Source organism: Mariluticola halotolerans, assembly GCF_021611515.1.
Taxonomy (GTDB): Bacteria; Pseudomonadota; Alphaproteobacteria; order Rhizobiales; family Devosiaceae; genus Mariluticola; species Mariluticola halotolerans.
The window spans coordinates 182197-199438 of record NZ_CP090960.1; the positions used below are offsets into that span (position 1 = coordinate 182197).

Here is a 17242-nt window from a genome sequence, read left to right on the forward strand (position 1 = left end):
GACTTTGTTTCAGGCCTTGGCAGGTAATACCTCCGACAGGCGTGTTTCTCCCGCCGATTTGACGAGTTTGGCGATTTCCAGAAACAGGTTGGTAAAAGGAGTGGCTTCGCGCCAGACCATGGACAGGGTGCGTCCTGCGCCCGGCGCGGCCAGGGTGTGGATCGTGATCCGGGGGTCGGCTGTTTCCTTTTTCAGGCTGATGGCCGGCAGCAGCGTCATGCCCTGACCATTGGCAACGAACTCGACAATGGTCGAAAGCGAGGTGGCGGCAAATGTGCGTGTCGCATCGGCACCGCGCAAGGCACAGGCCTCCATTGCCTGGTCACGGAAGCAATGCCCCTCATCGAGCAATAGAATGCGATCCTGCGGCAAGGTGTTGAGATCGATCGGGTCGGCAATCTCGGTGGATGGGCCGGTCGCCAGAACGAATGCATCGGCAAACAAGGCAACCCGGGCGAGGCGGGCCGTGGCCGGCGGGTCGGTTGCGATCAGGGCAATATCGAGATTGCCGATATCCAGTTCCGCCAGCAAGTGTTCGGTGCGGCTTTCGCTGATGGCGAAATCCATGCCGGGCATCTGCTGACGAAGCGCCGGGTAGAGTTCGGGCAGTAAATAAGGGGCGACCGTTGGAATGATGCCGAACCGCAAAGCCCGCGCGGGCTTGCCGCTATGGGTTGCTGCAAAGCCGATCAGCGCTTCCGTCTCGCCGAGGATAGTGGTGGCCCGGGCGATGAATTCCTGACCGAAGGGGGTGATGCGGAACCGTTTGCCCGCGCGGTCAAACAGGGGCGTGCCGCAGATCTGTTCAAGAAGATGGATTTGCTGGCTCAGGGCTGGCTGGGTGACATTGCAGCGCTCGGCGGCACGCCCGAAATGACCTTCTTCGGCCACGGCGCGCGCATAGCGCATTTGTTTCAAGGTGATACTCATTATTAGATAATCTTATCACAAATCAAAGATCAATCAATTGGCCTTATTGTTTTGAATGGGTCTAAACTGGGGCACACATTCATTGAGGAGGCTTTCATGACCGATAAACCGGGTATGACGACGAGTGCAGGCGCGCCCGTTTCCGACAATCAGAATTCCCAGACAGCCGGCCCACGCGGGCCTGTTTTGATGCAGGACTATCAGTTGATTGAAAAGCTCGCGCATCAGAACCGCGAGCGTATTCCCGAGCGTGTGGTGCACGCCAAGGGGTGGGGCGCATTCGGTACGCTCAAGATTACCGGCGACATTTCCAGATATACCCGCGCCAAGGCTTTGCAGCCTGGTGCAGAAACGCCGATGCTGGCCCGTTTCTCAACCGTGGCGGGTGAACTGGGTGCGGCAGATGCTGAACGCGATGTGCGCGGCTTTGCGCTGAAATTTTATACCGAAGAGGGCAATTGGGACCTTGTGGGCAATAATACGCCGGTCTTTTTCGTGCGTGACCCGCTGAAGTTCCCCGACTTCATCCATACCCAGAAGCGGCACCCGCGCACGCATTTGCGCTCGACAACCGCCATGTGGGATTTCTGGTCGCTGTCCCCTGAATCGTTGCATCAGGTTACCATCTTGATGTCGGACCGGGGTCTGCCTGTGGCGCCGATGTTCATGAATGGCTATGGCTCACACACCTATTCGTTCTGGAATAATGACAATGAGCGCTTCTGGGTGAAGTTTCACTTCAAAACCCGGCAGGGCCACAAGCATTATACCAATGCTGAAGCGAACAAGGTTATTGGCGAAAGCCGCGAGACCTACCAGGAAGAGCTGTTTGGCACGATTGATCGCGGTGAATTCCCGAAATGGACCGTGCAGGTTCAGATCATGCCGGAAAGTGATGCTGACAAGACCTCGTACAATCCTTTCGATCTGACCAAGGTCTGGCCGCATGCGGAATATCCGCCTATCGAGATTGGTGTGATGGAATTGAACCGCAATGCGGACAATTATTTTGCAGAGATCGAGCAGGCAGCATTCTCGCCATCGAATGTGGTGCCCGGTATTGGACATTCGCCGGATAAAATGCTGCAGGCGCGTGTGTTCTCCTATGCGGACGCGCATCGCTATCGCCTCGGCACACATTATGAAGCGCTGCCTGTGAATGCGCCCAAAGTGCCGGTGCATCACTATCACAAGGATGGTCCGATGAATTTCATGGGCCCCAAAACCGGTGCGACGGATGCCTATTACGAGCCCAATTCCATGGGCGGTGCGGTTGAAAATCCCGGTGTCAAAGAACCGCCGCTCAAGATTGATGGTGATGCAGACCGGTATAATCACCGGATCGGCAATGACGATTACGGTCAGGTGACCGCGCTGTTCAATCTGTTCGATGACGGCCAGAAGTCCCGGCTTTACGCCAATATCGCAGCGGCGATGGCCGGCGTGCCGGGCGAGATCATCGAACGGCAACTGGTGCATTTTGACCGGGTGCACAAGGATTATGGCAATGGGGTGCGCGCTGCACTCAAGGATGCCTATCAGTATGAGGCCAACCCGGTCGCTGCTGAATAATTTTGGTCAAACGGCTGAAACCAGACCCCGGGGTGCGCATGCGCTCCGGGGTTTTTGCTTTGCCCGGCCCGGATTTTAGGTCGCATTTGATGTAATTTTGATTCAAAAACTGTCGTCACTTTTCAATCCACGCACATACTGGGTGGTGCAATGCTTCCAGGTCAACGGCATAGCGCCGGGAGGTTTGAATGGTTGAGATAGAAGATCGCGCCAAGGCAAAAGCATTTGCGACATTTCGCGTGTTGAATGGCGACGCCAACGAAACGGAACGCGACCAGTTGTTCCGCAACATGGCGCAACTTTTTTCCCATGTTTCTGAGCGCTGCGACGACGAACAGGTTGCCCAGTATGACGAGGTTCTGTGCCAATTGGCGGAACTCGTTGAAAGCGAGGCGCGGGCGCATGTCGCCGGTGTGCTGTCGCGGCTGGACCGGGCCCCGGGCACCGTTGTGGTCAAGCTGGCAAGCGATACGATTGACGTCGCGCGGCCATTGCTCGAATTCTCAAATGTGCTTTCCGATGATGACCTTATCGAGATTGTGAATAATCAAAGTGAAGACCACCGGGTCGCGATTGCGACGCGGGAGGCTGTCGGCGAACGGGTTGGCGAGGCGATTGTCGACCGTGGCGGCCGGGCTTCTGTGGTTGAGCTGGTGCGCAACAAGGCGGCGCAACTGGGCGAAGGTACGCTTGAAAAGCTGGTTGAGCGCGCTGCAAAAGACAGCGAGCTGGCAACCGATTTGCGCGGTCGCCGCGAGATCGACTGGAACGGATTGCGCAATGAAATCAGTGCCGCAGGCGGCAAGGTTCTTGAGCAGCTTGGTCTGGTTGAGGTGATTTCAAACCGCCGTACGCTGGGGACTGTCAGCGCTGTGGTTTATAACCGGATCCGCAATAGTGCCGGGTTTAATGCCCGCGAGTGGAAATTGTCGTGGAACCAGGTGAAAGCGCTGTCGGATCGGCGTCAGCTGGATATCCGTGCCTTGTCGCGGTTTGCCCGGTTTGGCTATGGCCATCACGCAGCGGCAGCCCTGACGATGTTGTTGCGGGTATCGCCTGAAGTCTTGGTCAAATGGCTGGCGACGCAGGATTATGTCGCAATGACAGTGGCTTGCCGGGCCTATGGCCTGCCCAATGACCTGTTTGAGGGTTTGATTACGGTAATGCCTTGGCGTGATTTTCCGGAGCTTGAGGAAGTGCGCAATGTGCGGGCAAACTTCGATGCGCTGAGTGCTGAAGAAGCGATTGGCATCTTTGATCTGTGGCGTGCGCATGCATTCCGCAAGCGTGGAACGCGGGAAGAGCGCCAGCCAGAGGTTGCCTAAAAGAGGCTAAAACCAACTTAAAACTTAGCTGAAACTACCCTAAAACTGCCAGACATTAAGCCCGCGTTTTGCCCCTGCAAAATGCGGGTTTTAAGTTTATGCGATGGCATCGCGGAAATGGTCTGGACCGGTCGCGCTCGTTCATATAAAGATATCTTTATATGATTGGAGTGGTAAGTGGCTGGTCTTGATTCTCTGGTGAATGTGCTGAAAGCGGCGGGTGAGGTGACACGCCTGCGCCTGCTTGCGCTTTTGGCCGCCGGTGAGCTTTCGGTGAAGGACCTTACCGAAATTCTCGATCAAAGTCAGCCGCGGGTATCGCGGCATTTGAAGCTTTTGGCGGAGGCCGGGCTGATTGTGCGGCATGCGGAAGGGGCCTGGGCCTATTTCGGCTTGTCGGATGACAGCGAGCGGGCGGTGCTGGCGCGGCATCTGGTTGATTTGCTGGATCAGGATGACCCGCAGGTGGCCGATGACATGTTGCGTTTGCAGCGGGTGCGCGAGGGGCAGCGCGAGCAGGCGGCGGCCTATTTTGCTGAAGTTGCCGGCAGCTGGGATGCGTTGCGCAATCTGCATGTGCCCGAGGCAGCCGTGGAAGCGGCGATCCTTGAAGCTGTGGGCGGGCGCAAACTGGATTTGTTGCTCGATCTGGGCACGGGCACCGGACGGATGCTGGAACTGCTGGCCGAGAAATATCAGCGGGGCGTCGGGGTTGATTCCAGCCGCGAGATGATTGCCGTGGCGCGGGCCAAGCTGGTGGCGGCGAATATTTCGCATGCGCATATCCGGCTGGGGGACATTACAGAAATTGATGCCCATGCGGGGCCGGCGGACCTGATCATCATTCATCAGGTGCTGCATTATTTCGACGATCCGGGAAACATATTGCACACGGCACGCCGCGCCCTGAAGCCGGGTGGCGAGATGATTATCGTCGATTTTGCGCCACATGAGCTTGAATTTCTGCGCACCGAGAACGCCCATCGGCGGCTGGGGCTGTCGCAGGTGCAGATGGAAACCTGGGCGCGCTCGGCAGGGCTGGACGTGACCGGGTTCAGGGATTTTCCCAACAAGAGCGGGCGTGAAAACCTCACTGTCTGTCTTTGGACATTGAAGAATACCGGCGATCTGGGCCGGAGGAGTAATAATGAATGACTGACGCCGTAGCACCGGGCCGGGTGAGCCGCTTGCCGGGTGAAAGCCGCCCCGCCTTGCAATTGAGCTTTGAGTTCTTCCCGCCGAAAACCGATGACGCAGAAGACCGGTTCTGGGGCAGTTTGCACCGCCTGGCCCCGCTCAGCCCGCGCTTTGTTTCGGTGACCTATGGGGCCGGTGGCTCGACGCGGGAGCGCACCTTGCGCATGGTTTCCAAGATTTCATCTGAAACGGGGATTAATGCGGCCGCGCATCTGACCTGTGTTGGCGCGTCGCGCGACGAGGTGGACGAGGTTGTGCGCGGCTACAAGGCGGCAGGTGTGAAGCGGATTGTGGCGCTGCGCGGCGATCCGGCGGCAGGGGTTGGGCAAAAATTTGAGCCGCACCCGGATGGCTATGCCAATGCGGCTGAACTGGTGGCTGGAATTCGGCGGATTGGTGATTTTGATATTTCTGTTGCCGCTTATCCTGAAAAGCATCCGGAAAGCCCGGACTGGGATCAGGATATCGATAATCTGAAGCGCAAGATTGATGCGGGTGCCGACCGGGCGATTACGCAGATGTTTTTTGACAATGACGATTATCTGCGCTTTGTGGACCGGGCCCAAAAGGCGGGTGTGACCGCGCCGATTGTGCCGGGTATCCAGCCGATTCACAGTTTCAAGCAGGTGGCGAATTTTGCCACCCGGTGTGGCGCATCGGTGCCCAGCTGGCTTGGTGACCGGTTTGAGGGGCTGGAGGATGACCCTGAAACCCATGCGCTGGTTGCCGCGGCCGTGGCTGCCGAACAGGTGACGGAGCTGGTGGATCAAGGGATTACCGAGTTTCATTTCTATACGATGAACCGGGCAAAACTTGTGCTGGCGCTGGCGCGGGTGCTGGGGCGGCGGGCCGTTTAGCGCCGCTTTTCATAAAACGGCCATTTTCAACGGGTTTCATGAATTTTTGGCGGGGGCGCCAACTAAGGGATTTCTGATGAATCGTCGATTGACTGGCTGGTTTGCCTGGGGCGCTTTGGCGCTTGTCATTGGTGTGCCAAGCGTGGACATGGTGCTTTCGACGCCTGAGAACAGCGTGTCGATGGCCGCAGTTGACGCGGGCAAGGAACCTTTTTTCGGGCCGATGCCGGCCAAGAAACCGGTCGTGGAGGACGTATTTGAAGCGCCTGTTGCGAACCGTGCGCCGATTGAGACCCCACCTGCTGTTATGCCTGATATCTCTGTGCCAACGATTGCAGCGCCTGAGCCTGAAACGGCGGTGGCTGATGCGGTGACGAAAGACACCGAGACAAAGGATGTGGCGCTGGCCGAGCCGGAAAAGCCGGCGCAGGCGGGTGCGCAAATGACACCGGTTGTGCCTTTGGCAATCCGCGTGGTGGGTGATCAACGGATGGCCCCGGCGCCCGTGAAAATTACCCCTGATGCCGCTGACAAGACGGTTACGGCAGAAACGGAAACGGCCAAAACTGATAGGCCTGCCGAGACCACGGCGCTTGCCGCCGTGCCGGTGGTGGCGACGGATAGTAGCGACACGGCCACACAGGTTGAAGCTGCTGAACCGCTGCAACTGCGCGGCAGTGACAGCGAAACCTTGAGTGTTGCAGTGGCCGACCCGCAGGCTGCCCCTGTGGCGGTGACCGCACCCAAACCACTGCCTGCATCGATGCGGCCGCCCGCGCCTGTGCGTGCAAGCCGTTCGGTGGCGACATTTGAGGACGAGGTGCGCGCCAGCGTTGACAATCTGCGGGCGGCTGGACGCCGCGCACCTGCATTTGAGGATTATTCTGACCGCCAGCCCGTTTGGGGCGATGACCCGCGGCTGCGCCGTGGGCAGCAGCTTGAGACCTTCGAGCCGGGCGGGTTTGTTGCGGATGATTCCTCGGACAGCGAATTTTATGAGTTGTGGCGCGAGGAGCAGCGGCCTGTCGGCTTTCGCCGTTCGGGGAGTTTTGAGGAGCAGTTGCCTGCGCGGCGGGGCAGCGGTATCCGTATGGATTTGCTGCAATAATCGGCCCAAGGTGACACGGGGGTGAAAACAATGTCGCCCGTGCTCTTTTCATTTGCCGTACGTACCTTACATTCACCCTTCGGACGCTGCTTTCGATTCTTGTCGAGAACAGCTGCCGGTTTTTGATTGATCAGCGTCTCCGGGGGGTAGGCGGTGTCTGGTGATGGTCTGATTGAAGCAGGAGCTGGCCGTGTCCGTCTGGCAGCGAATAAGCGATTTTCTGGGTTCTTTCCCCCAAGGTTCCGACATTGCGCGTTCGCTTACGTCGGTGCTCGATCCTGACAACTGGCTGCCGGGTGGCCGCGATGCCGCGTTTACGCTGGCGCTGGTGGCCCTGTCGGCCAAGATGGCGGTTGCTGATGGCGTTGTGACCGCCTCGGAAGTGCGAGCGTTTCGCGAGACCGTGCAAATTCCCGAAGGTTCCGAAGAACCAATTGCCCGGCTGTTCAACCTGGCTCAACAGGACGTGGCTGGCTACGAATCCTATGCCCGCAAGATCGGACGGCTGTTTGCTGATAGCCCCGAAACGCTGGAACATGTGCTGGACGGGTTGTTTCACATCGCGTCGGCGGATGGGCTGGTGCATGAAGCGGAGCTGGAATATCTCAAGGATGTCAGTGACATATTCGGTTTCGATGAATTGCGTTTCGAGCAAATCGCGGCCGGGCACATTGTGCAGAACGAGGGCATGGATCCCTATCTGGTGCTTGGCCTGATGCCGGATGCGCCGGATAGCGAGGTGCGCCGGGTTTATCGTTTGCTGGTTGCCGAGCACCATCCCGACCGGCTGGCGGCAAAGGGCGTGCCGCAGGAAATGATGACGCTGGCGACGGCGCGCATGGCCGCGATCAACGCCGCCTATGATACCATTGCCAAGGCGCGCGGGCTGCGCGGGGTGTTATCCTCGCCTGCATAGCGGTGCTTGCGGATATGGGCTGCGGCCTATAGTAGAGATCGCGCCAGTTGACCGGGTAGCTGCTGCCGCGCAAGCGGGGGAGGAAAGTCCGGGCTCCACGGAAAAACGGTGCCGGATAACGTCCGGCGGGGGCGACCCCAGGGAAAGTGCCACAGAAAGCAAACCGCCACCCCAAGGGGTGGTAAGGGTGAAAGGGTGCGGTAAGAGCGCACCGCGGGCCTGGTAACAGGACCGGCACGGTAAACCCCACCGGGAGCAAGACCAAATAGGAATGACGTGGTGCCTCGGCACCGGCCGTTTCCGGGCTAGTCATTCGGGTTGGTTGCATGAGGCGGCTGGTAACAGTCGTCCCAGATGAATAGCTACCGCGTCTATCGCAAGATGGGCCTTACAGAACCCGGCTTACAGGTCAACTGGCGTTTAATTTGAGGGCGCATCGCGGCGAAAACCGGGGTGCGCCTTTCCTGCGTCTGGAGCTGTTCGGGCTTTGATGGAAACATCCTTTGTCATCGCGAGGCGCGCAGCGCCGTGGCGATCCAGAGCCGCAAGTGCCGGTGTTCGCGGCTCTGGATTGCCGCGCGCCTTTGGCGCTCGCAATGACGGCTCGGCAACTCCGGGAAGGCCGGAAACGCTCTAGGTGTCGCTTTATTGATTGTGACTTATAATTTTTCTTTTGCTGTTCATCAAAATGCCCAAAATGTCACTTGATTGATCAGAGATGTGCTGATTCAGTTTTGTATTGAATATATTTTTTGTCCATTTTTTGGGGGGTAGAAATGTCCGCAGATATCAAGCGTAACATCGCCGTTGATGGTGATATAGTGCACGTGTCCTTTTCAAATGCCGATCAGAAACTCGACCTAGCGCTCACGCCAGAGGAACTAATGGGTTTGACTTTGGAGCTAACGGTCGCCATGCAGACAGCGCTCCAGAATGAAGATCGTGACCTTTCGATACCGGAGAACCAAAGACCGTCTATTGCGGGCGGCAGTTGGTCATTCGAGGTTAAAGGAGCAGCGGACGGGCGCGCAAGCCTTGTGATTACCCCTCAAAATTACTACAGATTTGAATATGAACTGAGCCGAGATTTTGCCAGACATTTGGCGCAAAGCTTGCTTACTGCCGCGGAGCATATGGGAACGAGGGTGAGCAAGCACTGACGTTCTGGCGCTTCTGGATTGCCGCGCGCCGTTGGCGCTCGCAATGACGGCGGAGAGATTGGAAAAGGGACTGGGTGGGGGCACTTCTTGTCCCTCTCATGCTCATCGTCATTCCCGCGCAGGCGGGAATCCAGTGCACCGCGTCGGCGGTGCGAGGAAGCCTTATGCGGGCAGGACTGCCCGCTGCTGGATTCCCGCCTGCGCGGGAATGACACTGTGGCCCTAAATCCTCATGGTGAGCCTGTCGAGCCACGAGGTGTGGGGGCCACCGCGTCATTCCCCTTTTTGCCCGGACTTGCAGGTATGCCGTGCGCCCATTATGATGGGGCACGCGAGGACGACCTCCCCCATAAGGGCATGATTTCGGGACGACCCGGTGATTTGAATGGGGGCAGTAATGCGTTCAACAGGCGACAGAATCCGTCACGCTATCAGCTTTGAAATTGTCGGGCTTCTGATTGTGATCCCGCTGGGGACATGGGTTTTTAACCAGCCGATGCACGATATGGGTGTGGTGGCGATTGCCGGTACGCTGCTGGCGACGGGCTGGAACTATCTTTACAACCTGCTTTTTGATCTCGGGATGCTGAAATGGTTTGGCAGTGTGGCCAAGACATTTGCCATTCGCGTGGTGCATGCGGTGTTGTTCGAGATCGGGCTGTTATTGGTGATGTTGCCGCTGGTGGCGCTCTATTTAGGGGTGAGCCTTTGGCATGCCTTGCTGATCGATGGCGGTTTTGCGCTGTTCTATATGCTCTATGCGCTGGCGTTTAACTGGGCATATGACCTGGTGTTTCCCGTGCCGGGGCTGAAGAAAAGCTGATTTTCCGAATGTTTTGAGCTGAAAGACCGGGCGCGTGACGGCGCCCAGGTTCCATCGCGATTCGCTATAATTCCGGGTTTGGGAAACAGAATATTAAAAGTCAGCATGCAAAATGCATCCAAGGCCCGATGGGCATTGTTAGTACCGGCCCTGTTGGCCGGAGTGGAGTTGCGTTGACTATGGGCCAGGAGCACGGGAACGGACCCGGCTATTCTGATGCACCGCATGTGCCGGTGTTGTTGGCCGAAGTGCTGGCAGCGTTGCAGCCATTAGAGGGTGCGCGGATTGTCGATGGCACTTTCGGGGCTGGCGGGTATTCGCGCGCGCTGCTGGATGCCGGCGCGTCAGTTATCGGCATTGATCGTGACCCGAACGTTGCGCCGTTTGTGACGGCGCTTGCAGCTGATTTTCCGGGTCCTTTTAGTTTTGTCGCCGGGCGGTTTTCCGAGCTGGATACGCTGGTTGATGAGCCTGCCGATGGCGTTGTGCTGGATATCGGTGTTTCCTCGATGCAGCTGGATGAAGCAGAGCGGGGCTTTTCGTTCATGCGCGAGGGGCCGCTCGACATGCGCATGAGCGGGAGCGGAACTTCGGCGGCTGATCTGGTCAATGAGCTTGATGAGACCGAGTTGGCGAACCTGCTGTTCTCGTTTGGCGAAGAACGCAAATCGCGGCGGATTGCGGCGGCGGTGGCGCGGGTGCGGGCTGAGAAGCCGATCACGACAACGCTGGAACTGGCGCAGTTGATCGAGAAAACCATTGGCCGGAAGCCGGGCGATGCGCATCCGGCGACACGCAGTTTTCAGGCGTTGCGCATTGCGGTGAATGGCGAGTTCGACCAGCTGGTTGAAGGGTTGTTTGCCGCTGAAAGGCTGTTGCCCGAAGGCGGGCGGCTGGCGGTGGTGACATTTCATTCGCTGGAAGACCGGATTGTGAAGCGGTTTTTTGCCCCGGAAAAGGGCGGGCCTGCGCAATCCCGGCATTTGCCGCAACAAGTGGCTGAAGATTTGCGCTGGAAGCCGGTGGCCAAGCCGGTGAAGGCGGGCGACGCGGAAACCGCGCGAAACCCGCGCGCCCGTTCGGCAACGCTGCGCATGGGGGTGCGGACTGCCGCGCCAGCGCGTGAAGTGAAAACGGCAGGGTTGGGCATGCCTTCGTTTAAAACCCGGGGTGTTGCATGATCCGCGGTCTTAATTTTCTGCTGCTCATCACCAGCGTTCTGGCGCTGGTGGGCGTTTATACGCTCAAATACCATACGGTGGACACGGCGAACGAGAAGTTGGCCCTGCAACGCCAGATTGAAAAGCAGGAAGCCGATCTTTCGCTTTTGAAAGCCGACTGGGCCTATCTCAACCAACCGGCCCATATTGCGCCCATCGTGCGCCGCCATGCCGAAGTGCTGGGGGTTGCGGTGATCGATCAAGCGCAATTTATCCATATTACAGATATACCTATGCGTACGGCGCAGACGGATGATGATGCCCTGACAGAATTGTTCAAGTCGCTGGATGCAGGTGTTGATCCGATTGCAGCTTTGATCGAGGCAAGCGTTCAATGAGCATGATGAGCACGGAAGCCCAGGAATTGATCAGCCTTGAGGGTGAGCGCAAGACACAGCGCAACCTGACCCATAGCCGTATCCGCTGGGTGATGCTGGGCCTGCTGATGTTGTTCGGGCTTGTGGGCGGGCGGCTGGTTCAACTCGGTTATGCCAATACCGATACTGATTTCAGCGGAGAAGAGCGCGACCTGATTACCGCGACGCGCCCGGCTATTCTGGACCGTAACGGGCTGGAGATGGCGCTGGATATAAGGGTGCCATCGCTTTATGCGGAGCCGCGCCGGATCATCGACGTGGAAGAGGCCGTTGAAAAGCTGACCGGGGTTTTGCCCGAGCTCGATCCGGAATGGCTGCGCAAGCGGCTGACTGGGGATCAGGGCTTTGTATGGGTGGCGCGCGAACTGACGCCGCTGCAAAAGGAGAAGATTTTCCGCCTGGGCATTCCGGGGCTGGATTTTCGCACCGAGAGCAAGCGCTATTACCCGGCCAGCAATGAGGCATCACACCTGCTGGGCACGGTGAACCGCGACAATCAGGGTATTTCCGGGTTTGAAATGCATCTGGATAATGAAGATGTGGCGCTGCTGCAGGATCTGGGGCTGGCGCGGGACCGGACGCTGGAACCGGTGCGCATGTCTGTTGATTTGCGGGTGCAGCATGCGCTGACCGATGAACTGGCGGACTCGCTGGTGCGGTATCAGGCGACGGCGGCGGCCGGGGTGATCATGAATGTGAAGACCGGCGAAGTGGTGGCCATGGCCTCGCTGCCCGATTTCAACCCCAATGAACCGGCAACGGCACTGGAGCCTTATGAGGGGCGCAAGGGCGCGCGGATCAACCGGATCACGGCGGGCACATTTGAGCTTGGGTCCATTTTCAAGACGATTACGCTGGCGGCGGCAATCGATAGTGGCGTTGTCAAGCTGACAGACAGTTTCGATGCGCGGTTTCCGGTGCGCTTCGGGCGCTTTTCCATCAATGATTTTCATGGCAAGCACACCATTCTGACGGTGCCGGAAATCTATAAATATTCGTCGAATATCGGCACGATCAAAATCATGCAGGCGTTTGGGGCCGAAAATTATCGCTCGTTTCTGACACGGCTTGGCTTTGATGATCCGCTGACAGTGGAACTGCCCGAGACGACGCGCTCCAATATTCCGAAGAAATTTTCGGAAGTGGGAGCGGCGACGGCCTCGTTCGGGGCCGGGCTGGCCACGACCCCCATGCATATGGTGGCCGCGCTTGGGGCGCTGGTGAACGGGGGGCATTATGTGCCGCCGACGCTTTATCCGCGTACCGAGGCCGAGGCGCGGGCATTGTCCCGTCCGGTTGTCTCAGAAGCGACGAGTGCCAAAACCCGCTATCTGCTGCGGCTCAATGCGCTTGAGGGATCCGGGTCGCGGGCCAACAAGATTGCCAAGGGCTACCGGATGGGCGGCAAGACGGGTACGGCGGAGAAGGTGATCGACGGGCGCTATTCCAAGGAGAAGAACCTGGCGATCTTTGCCTCGGCCTTTCCGCTGGATGCGCCGCAATATGCGATGGTCATCATGGTCGATGAAGCTGTGGCCGAGAATGAGCGTTCGGGACGGACCGCCGGGTGGAATGCCGGCGAGATGTCGGGTCGTGTTGTGCAACGTATTGCACCGATGTTAGGAATTTTGCCGGATTTTGATACCAATATTGATCTAGCGCTGGTGCCGATGGAACTTCGGTGAGGGCTCGGGGGATGCAGTTTGTCTTTTTCACTACCAGAATTACTTGAAGGATTTGTCGATGCGGGCGCGGTTGAAGCGGTCAGCATCGCCGGTGTGACGTCGGATAGCCGTCAGATTACCACAGGCGATGCGTTTTTCGCTCTGCCTGGATCGCATGCGCATGGCGATGCCTATTGCGCCCAGGCGGTTGAAAACGGCGCGGTGGCCATTGTCACCGACCGCCAGCCCATACCCGACCCGGGTGTGGCAGTGATCATTGTATCGGATGTGCGGGCGGCCTATGCCCGCGCGGCGGCCATGACATCCGGCGCTCAGCCGCGGGTGATGGTTGGTGTGACCGGGACAAGCGGCAAGACCAGTGTTGCTTCTTTTGTGCGCCAGATCTGGCAGGCCTGCGGCATCAAGGGCGCAAGTATTGGTACGCTTGGTGTGGATACGGGTGGCAAGCTGGCGGCGGCCGGATCGCTGACAACCCCGGATTCGCTGACCTTGCACAAGAGCCTCGCCGTGCTGAAATCAGGTGGCTATGATCATGTGGTTATTGAAGCATCAAGCCATGGACTGGACCAGCGTCGTCTCGATGGACTGCGGTTCCGGGCGGTGGGGTTTACCAATCTGAGCCGTGACCATCTCGATTATCACGCGGACATGGATGACTATCGCGAAGCCAAGCTGCGCCTGTTCCGCAATCTGCTGGCGGATAATGGCTCGGCAGTGGTCAATAGCGATGACGTTGAGCACATGCCGTTCATGTTTGCAGCGCTCGACCGGGGCGTGACCTTGCTCACTGTCGGTGAAGAAGGCGCGCATATTGAAATTTCCAGCGTTGCGCCGGAGGGGTTCGGCCAGCGGGTCAAGGGCAAGCTTGTGGGCGAGCCGCTTGATTTTCTGCTGCCGCTGGTGGGGCGGTTTCAGGTCGATAATGCGGTCATGGCGGCCGCGTTGGCGATTGAAAGCGGCGCCAAGCCCGAGGATGTCGTTCTCGCGCTGAACGCACTGACCGGCGCACGCGGACGGCTGGAACATGTTGGCAGCCAGAATGGCGCGGACATTTTTGTCGACTATGCCCACAAGCCTGCAGCACTGGAGAAGGCGCTTGAAGCTTTGCGTCCTTATGCGAAGGGCAAGCTGATTGTGCTGTTCGGGTGCGGCGGCGACCGGGATCAGGGCAAGCGGGCGATTATGGGCAAGATTGCGGTCGATCTGGCGGACAAGGTGATTATTACCGACGATAACCCGCGCACGGAAGATGCCAGCGCCATTCGTCATGAGATCATGGCTGCAGCACCCGGCGCGACCGAAATTGGCGATCGGGGCAAGGCTATTCTGACCGCGATGGAAGAACTGGCCGCAGGCGATGTGCTGCTGATTGCGGGCAAGGGGCACGAGGATTACCAGATCATTGGTGACGAGAAGATCGCGTTTTCCGATCACGCTGTCGTCAAAGCGGCGATAAGGGCCTGAGCATGACAGCCCTTTATTCTGTTGCCGAAGTTTTGGCGGCAACGGGCGGCCGGGCTGAAGGCGTTGCGGCCGAGAGCTTTTCCAGCATTTCCATAGATTCCCGGGAGATCATTCCGGGGGCCTTGTTTGTGGCGATCAAAGGCGACCGGTTTGACGGGCATGATTTTGTGGAGACAGCGATTGCCAATGGCGCGGCAGCGGCCTTGGTGACAGAAGCCCGTGCAGGGGCGCTGGCGGGGCAAAAGCTGATCGTTGTGCCGGATGCATTGGCGGGGCTGGTGGATCTGGCGCGTGCGGCGCGGGCGCGCAGCAATGCGCGAATTGTTGCGGTCACCGGCAGTGTGGGCAAGACCACGACGAAGGAAGCCTTGCGGGCTGTGTTTGCGGCGGCGGGGAAAACCCATGCGTCAATCCGGAGTTTCAACAATCACTGGGGCGTGCCCCTGATGCTGGCCCGCATGCCAAAAGACACAGAGTTTGGTGTGTTCGAGATTGGCATGAGTGCTGCAGGCGAGATTTCGCCGCTGAGCCAATTGGTGAAACCCCATATTGCGTTGATTACCAGCATTGCGCCGGCGCACCTGGAGAATTTCGATTCACTGGCCGGGATTGCTGAGGCCAAGGCGGAGATTTTTGACGGTTTGCTGCCGGGCGGTCATGTGATTGTGAATGTGGATCACGATTATACGCGGGTGCTGACAGAAGCGGCGGAACGCGCCGGGGCGGGCGAAATTGTGACTTATGGGTTGTCGGGTGATGCGGATGTGCGCATCAGCGCGGCCCAATCGACCGGGCGCGGCATGCAGGCGCGCATTGTGATGCCGACAGGTAATGTGCCGCTTGAAATCGCTTCTTTGGGGCGTCACAGGCTGGCCAATGCGGTGGCGGCGTTTTGCGCGGCGGAAGCGGCGGGTATCTCGCGCGCGCTTATTTTGCAGGTTCTGGCCGATCTGGCTGAGCCTGAGGGGCGCGGGGCGATATCCCGGCTGGGGCCTATAAACAATCCGTTGACCATTATCGATGAAAGCTACAATGCCAATCCCGCCTCCATGGCGGCAGCTTTGGCGGTTTTTGCGGATGTGACGGTGGGTGGCGGGCGCAAGATTGTGGTTTTGGGAGACATGCTGGAACTGGGTACGGCGAGCGCTGAATTGCATGCAGCGCTGAAAGATGCGGTGCTAAACACTGTCCCTGACGCGGTGTTTCTGGTCGGGGCGCAGATGAAATCGCTGGCCGATGCGCTGGGGGATGAGGTGGCTGTCATCCATTGTCAAAGCGTGGAAGATATTCACGACCGGGTACTCAAGAACCTTGATTATGGCGATGCAGTTATGGTCAAAGGGTCGAACAGTGTGCGGTTGAACAGCCTTGTCTCGCGGATAGGCGACCAGTTTGGAACGGCAGTCACTGCCGGATAGGCCACAAAGGCGCAGATCGAATGCTCTATTTTCTTCAACAGTTCAGTGACACTTTCGGCGCGCTGAATGTTTTCAGGTTTTTGACGTTTCGCACCGCTGGTGCGGTGGTAACGGCCCTGTTTTTTGTGTTCCTGTTCGGGCCGGGCATGATCAACCGGTTGCGTATTCGACAAGGGCAGGGGCAGCCCATCCGCGAAGATGGCCCGGTGGGGCACTTGCTGACCAAAAAGGGCACGCCGACCATGGGCGGGCTGATGATCCTGTCGAGTGCCGTGTCTGCGACCTTGCTTTGGGCGGATCTTGCCAATGTCTATGTCTGGGTTGTTCTTCTGGTGACCGTCGGCTTTGGGGCTATCGGGCTTTACGACGATTATCTGAAGGTCAAACGGACATCGCATGCCGGCTTTGGCGGGCGTCAGCGGTTGGCGCTTGAGGCGCTGATTGCGGGTATTGCCTGTTATGTGCTGGCGCATATGGGCGAAGCGCCGTTTTCCACCTCATTGCTGTTTCCGTTCTTCAAGGGCTGGGCGCTTGATCTGGGCTGGTTCTTTATCGCCTTTGGCGCGTTTGTTGTCGTTGCCGCGGGCAATTCGGTCAATCTGACAGACGGGCTCGACGGATTGGCGATTGTGCCGGTGATGATTGCGGCAGCCTGTTTCGGGTTGATCGCCTATCTGGTGGGTAACCAGATTTTCTCCGATTATCTGCTGATCAATTTTGTGCCCGGCACCGGTGAACTGTCGGTGGTTTGCGGGGCGCTGATTGGCGCGGGGCTTGGTTTCCTGTGGTTCAACGCGCCGCCGGCCCAGATTTTCATGGGTGATACCGGCTCTTTGGCGCTGGGCGGGGCCTTGGGTTCCATTGCGGTGGCGACCAAGCACGAGATTGTTCTGGCGATTGTTGGCGGCTTGTTTGTGCTCGAAACCGTGTCGGTGATTGTGCAGGTTGTCTCGTTCCGTCTGACGGGCAAGCGTGTTTTCAAAATGGCACCGATCCATCATCATTTCGAGCATCTGGGGTGGACCGAAAGCCAGATTGTGATCCGTTTCTGGATTATTGCCTTTGTGCTAGCGCTGGTCGGCTTGTCTTCTTTGAAGCTTAGATAGCGATCTGGTAACCATCACGGGTGTAGGCTCGGATTAGTTGTTTCCGAGTTTTGGGAGACTGCCGGCCCAGGGCAGTCTGTGTTC

The 17242-nt window shown here is 58.2% G+C and carries 15 protein-coding genes and 1 other RNA gene; 15 read left to right on the top strand and 1 reads right to left on the bottom strand.

Annotated elements, in window-relative coordinates:
- Window positions 1-9: 9 nt before the first annotated feature.
- Window positions 10-930 (bottom strand): hydrogen peroxide-inducible genes activator, encoded by a 921-nt coding sequence (locus tag L1P08_RS00935; protein WP_303618145.1) that lies wholly within the window; start codon window positions 928-930, stop codon window positions 10-12.
- A 96-nt stretch (window positions 931-1026) separates the two neighbouring features.
- Between L1P08_RS00935 and L1P08_RS00940 the strand changes: the two genes are divergently transcribed.
- From L1P08_RS00940 to mraY, 15 genes are all read left to right on the top strand, one after another.
- Window positions 1027-2502, top strand: coding sequence for a catalase (locus tag L1P08_RS00940; protein WP_303618146.1), 1476 nt, complete (start codon window positions 1027-1029; stop codon window positions 2500-2502).
- Between the two features lie 188 nt (window positions 2503-2690).
- Window positions 2691-3827, top strand: a complete 1137-nt coding sequence (locus tag L1P08_RS00945; protein ID WP_303618147.1) for a DUF2336 domain-containing protein — start codon at window positions 2691-2693, stop codon at window positions 3825-3827.
- Between the two features lie 177 nt (window positions 3828-4004).
- Window positions 4005-4982: an ArsR/SmtB family transcription factor gene (locus tag L1P08_RS00950; RefSeq protein ID WP_303618148.1), complete on the top strand. Its 978-nt coding sequence runs from the start codon at window positions 4005-4007 to the stop codon at window positions 4980-4982.
- Window positions 4979-5881 (top strand): methylenetetrahydrofolate reductase [NAD(P)H], encoded by a 903-nt coding sequence (gene metF / locus L1P08_RS00955; protein WP_303618149.1) that lies wholly within the window; start codon window positions 4979-4981, stop codon window positions 5879-5881. Before L1P08_RS00950 ends, metF begins: the two co-directional genes overlap by 4 nt.
- A gap of 76 nt (window positions 5882-5957) precedes the next feature.
- Complete coding sequence (locus L1P08_RS00960) at window positions 5958-6989, top strand: hypothetical protein (protein ID WP_303618150.1); 1032 nt, start codon at window positions 5958-5960, stop codon at window positions 6987-6989.
- Window positions 6990-7179: 190 nt separating this feature from the next.
- Entirely contained in the window at window positions 7180-7905 is a 726-nt protein-coding gene (locus L1P08_RS00965; RefSeq protein ID WP_303618151.1) for a J domain-containing protein, read from the top strand.
- Window positions 7906-7948: 43 nt separating this feature from the next.
- Window positions 7949-8326, top strand: an RNA gene (gene rnpB, locus L1P08_RS00970) — RNase P RNA component class A.
- Between the two features lie 355 nt (window positions 8327-8681).
- Window positions 8682-9065, top strand: a complete 384-nt coding sequence (locus L1P08_RS00975; protein ID WP_303618152.1) for a hypothetical protein — start codon at window positions 8682-8684, stop codon at window positions 9063-9065.
- Window positions 9066-9462: 397 nt separating this feature from the next.
- Complete coding sequence (locus L1P08_RS00980; RefSeq protein ID WP_303618153.1) at window positions 9463-9888, top strand: PACE efflux transporter; 426 nt, start codon at window positions 9463-9465, stop codon at window positions 9886-9888.
- A gap of 179 nt (window positions 9889-10067) precedes the next feature.
- A complete protein-coding gene (rsmH, locus tag L1P08_RS00985; protein WP_303619461.1) occupies window positions 10068-11069 on the top strand; it encodes a 16S rRNA (cytosine(1402)-N(4))-methyltransferase RsmH in 1002 nt (333 codons plus the stop codon).
- A complete protein-coding gene (gene ftsL / locus L1P08_RS00990) occupies window positions 11066-11446 on the top strand; it encodes a cell division protein FtsL (RefSeq protein WP_303618154.1) in 381 nt (126 codons plus the stop codon). The genes rsmH and ftsL overlap by 4 nt, the downstream gene beginning before the upstream one ends.
- Window positions 11443-13170: a peptidoglycan D,D-transpeptidase FtsI family protein gene (locus L1P08_RS00995; protein ID WP_303618155.1), complete on the top strand. Its 1728-nt coding sequence runs from the start codon at window positions 11443-11445 to the stop codon at window positions 13168-13170. The genes ftsL and L1P08_RS00995 overlap by 4 nt, the downstream gene beginning before the upstream one ends.
- Window positions 13171-13188: 18 nt before the next feature.
- Entirely contained in the window at window positions 13189-14634 is a 1446-nt protein-coding gene (locus L1P08_RS01000; RefSeq protein WP_303618156.1) for a UDP-N-acetylmuramoyl-L-alanyl-D-glutamate--2,6-diaminopimelate ligase, read from the top strand.
- A 2-nt stretch (window positions 14635-14636) separates the two neighbouring features.
- Window positions 14637-16052 (top strand): UDP-N-acetylmuramoyl-tripeptide--D-alanyl-D-alanine ligase, encoded by a 1416-nt coding sequence (locus L1P08_RS01005; protein ID WP_303618157.1) that lies wholly within the window; start codon window positions 14637-14639, stop codon window positions 16050-16052.
- Window positions 16053-16072: 20 nt separating this feature from the next.
- Window positions 16073-17158 carry a phospho-N-acetylmuramoyl-pentapeptide-transferase gene (gene mraY / locus L1P08_RS01010; RefSeq protein ID WP_303618158.1) on the top strand — a complete coding sequence of 362 codons (1086 nt, stop codon included), beginning with the start codon at window positions 16073-16075 and terminating at the stop codon, window positions 17156-17158.
- The last annotated feature ends 84 nt before the right edge of the window (window positions 17159-17242 follow it).

Coding starts and splice junctions, on each gene's coding strand:
- L1P08_RS00935 (WP_303618145.1), bottom strand. CDS start 930: ATGAGTATCACCTTGAAACAAATGCGCTATGCGCGCGCCGTGGCCGAA.
- L1P08_RS00940 (WP_303618146.1), top strand. CDS start 1,027: ATGACCGATAAACCGGGTATGACGACGAGTGCAGGCGCGCCCGTTTCC.
- L1P08_RS00945 (WP_303618147.1), top strand. CDS start 2,691: ATGGTTGAGATAGAAGATCGCGCCAAGGCAAAAGCATTTGCGACATTT.
- metF (WP_303618149.1), top strand. CDS start 4,979: ATGACTGACGCCGTAGCACCGGGCCGGGTGAGCCGCTTGCCGGGTGAA.
- L1P08_RS00960 (WP_303618150.1), top strand. CDS start 5,958: ATGAATCGTCGATTGACTGGCTGGTTTGCCTGGGGCGCTTTGGCGCTT.
- L1P08_RS00975 (WP_303618152.1), top strand. CDS start 8,682: ATGTCCGCAGATATCAAGCGTAACATCGCCGTTGATGGTGATATAGTG.
- L1P08_RS00980 (WP_303618153.1), top strand. CDS start 9,463: ATGCGTTCAACAGGCGACAGAATCCGTCACGCTATCAGCTTTGAAATT.
- rsmH (WP_303619461.1), top strand. CDS start 10,068: ATGGGCCAGGAGCACGGGAACGGACCCGGCTATTCTGATGCACCGCAT.
- ftsL (WP_303618154.1), top strand. CDS start 11,066: ATGATCCGCGGTCTTAATTTTCTGCTGCTCATCACCAGCGTTCTGGCG.
- L1P08_RS00995 (WP_303618155.1), top strand. CDS start 11,443: ATGAGCATGATGAGCACGGAAGCCCAGGAATTGATCAGCCTTGAGGGT.
- L1P08_RS01005 (WP_303618157.1), top strand. CDS start 14,637: ATGACAGCCCTTTATTCTGTTGCCGAAGTTTTGGCGGCAACGGGCGGC.
- mraY (WP_303618158.1), top strand. CDS start 16,073: ATGCTCTATTTTCTTCAACAGTTCAGTGACACTTTCGGCGCGCTGAAT.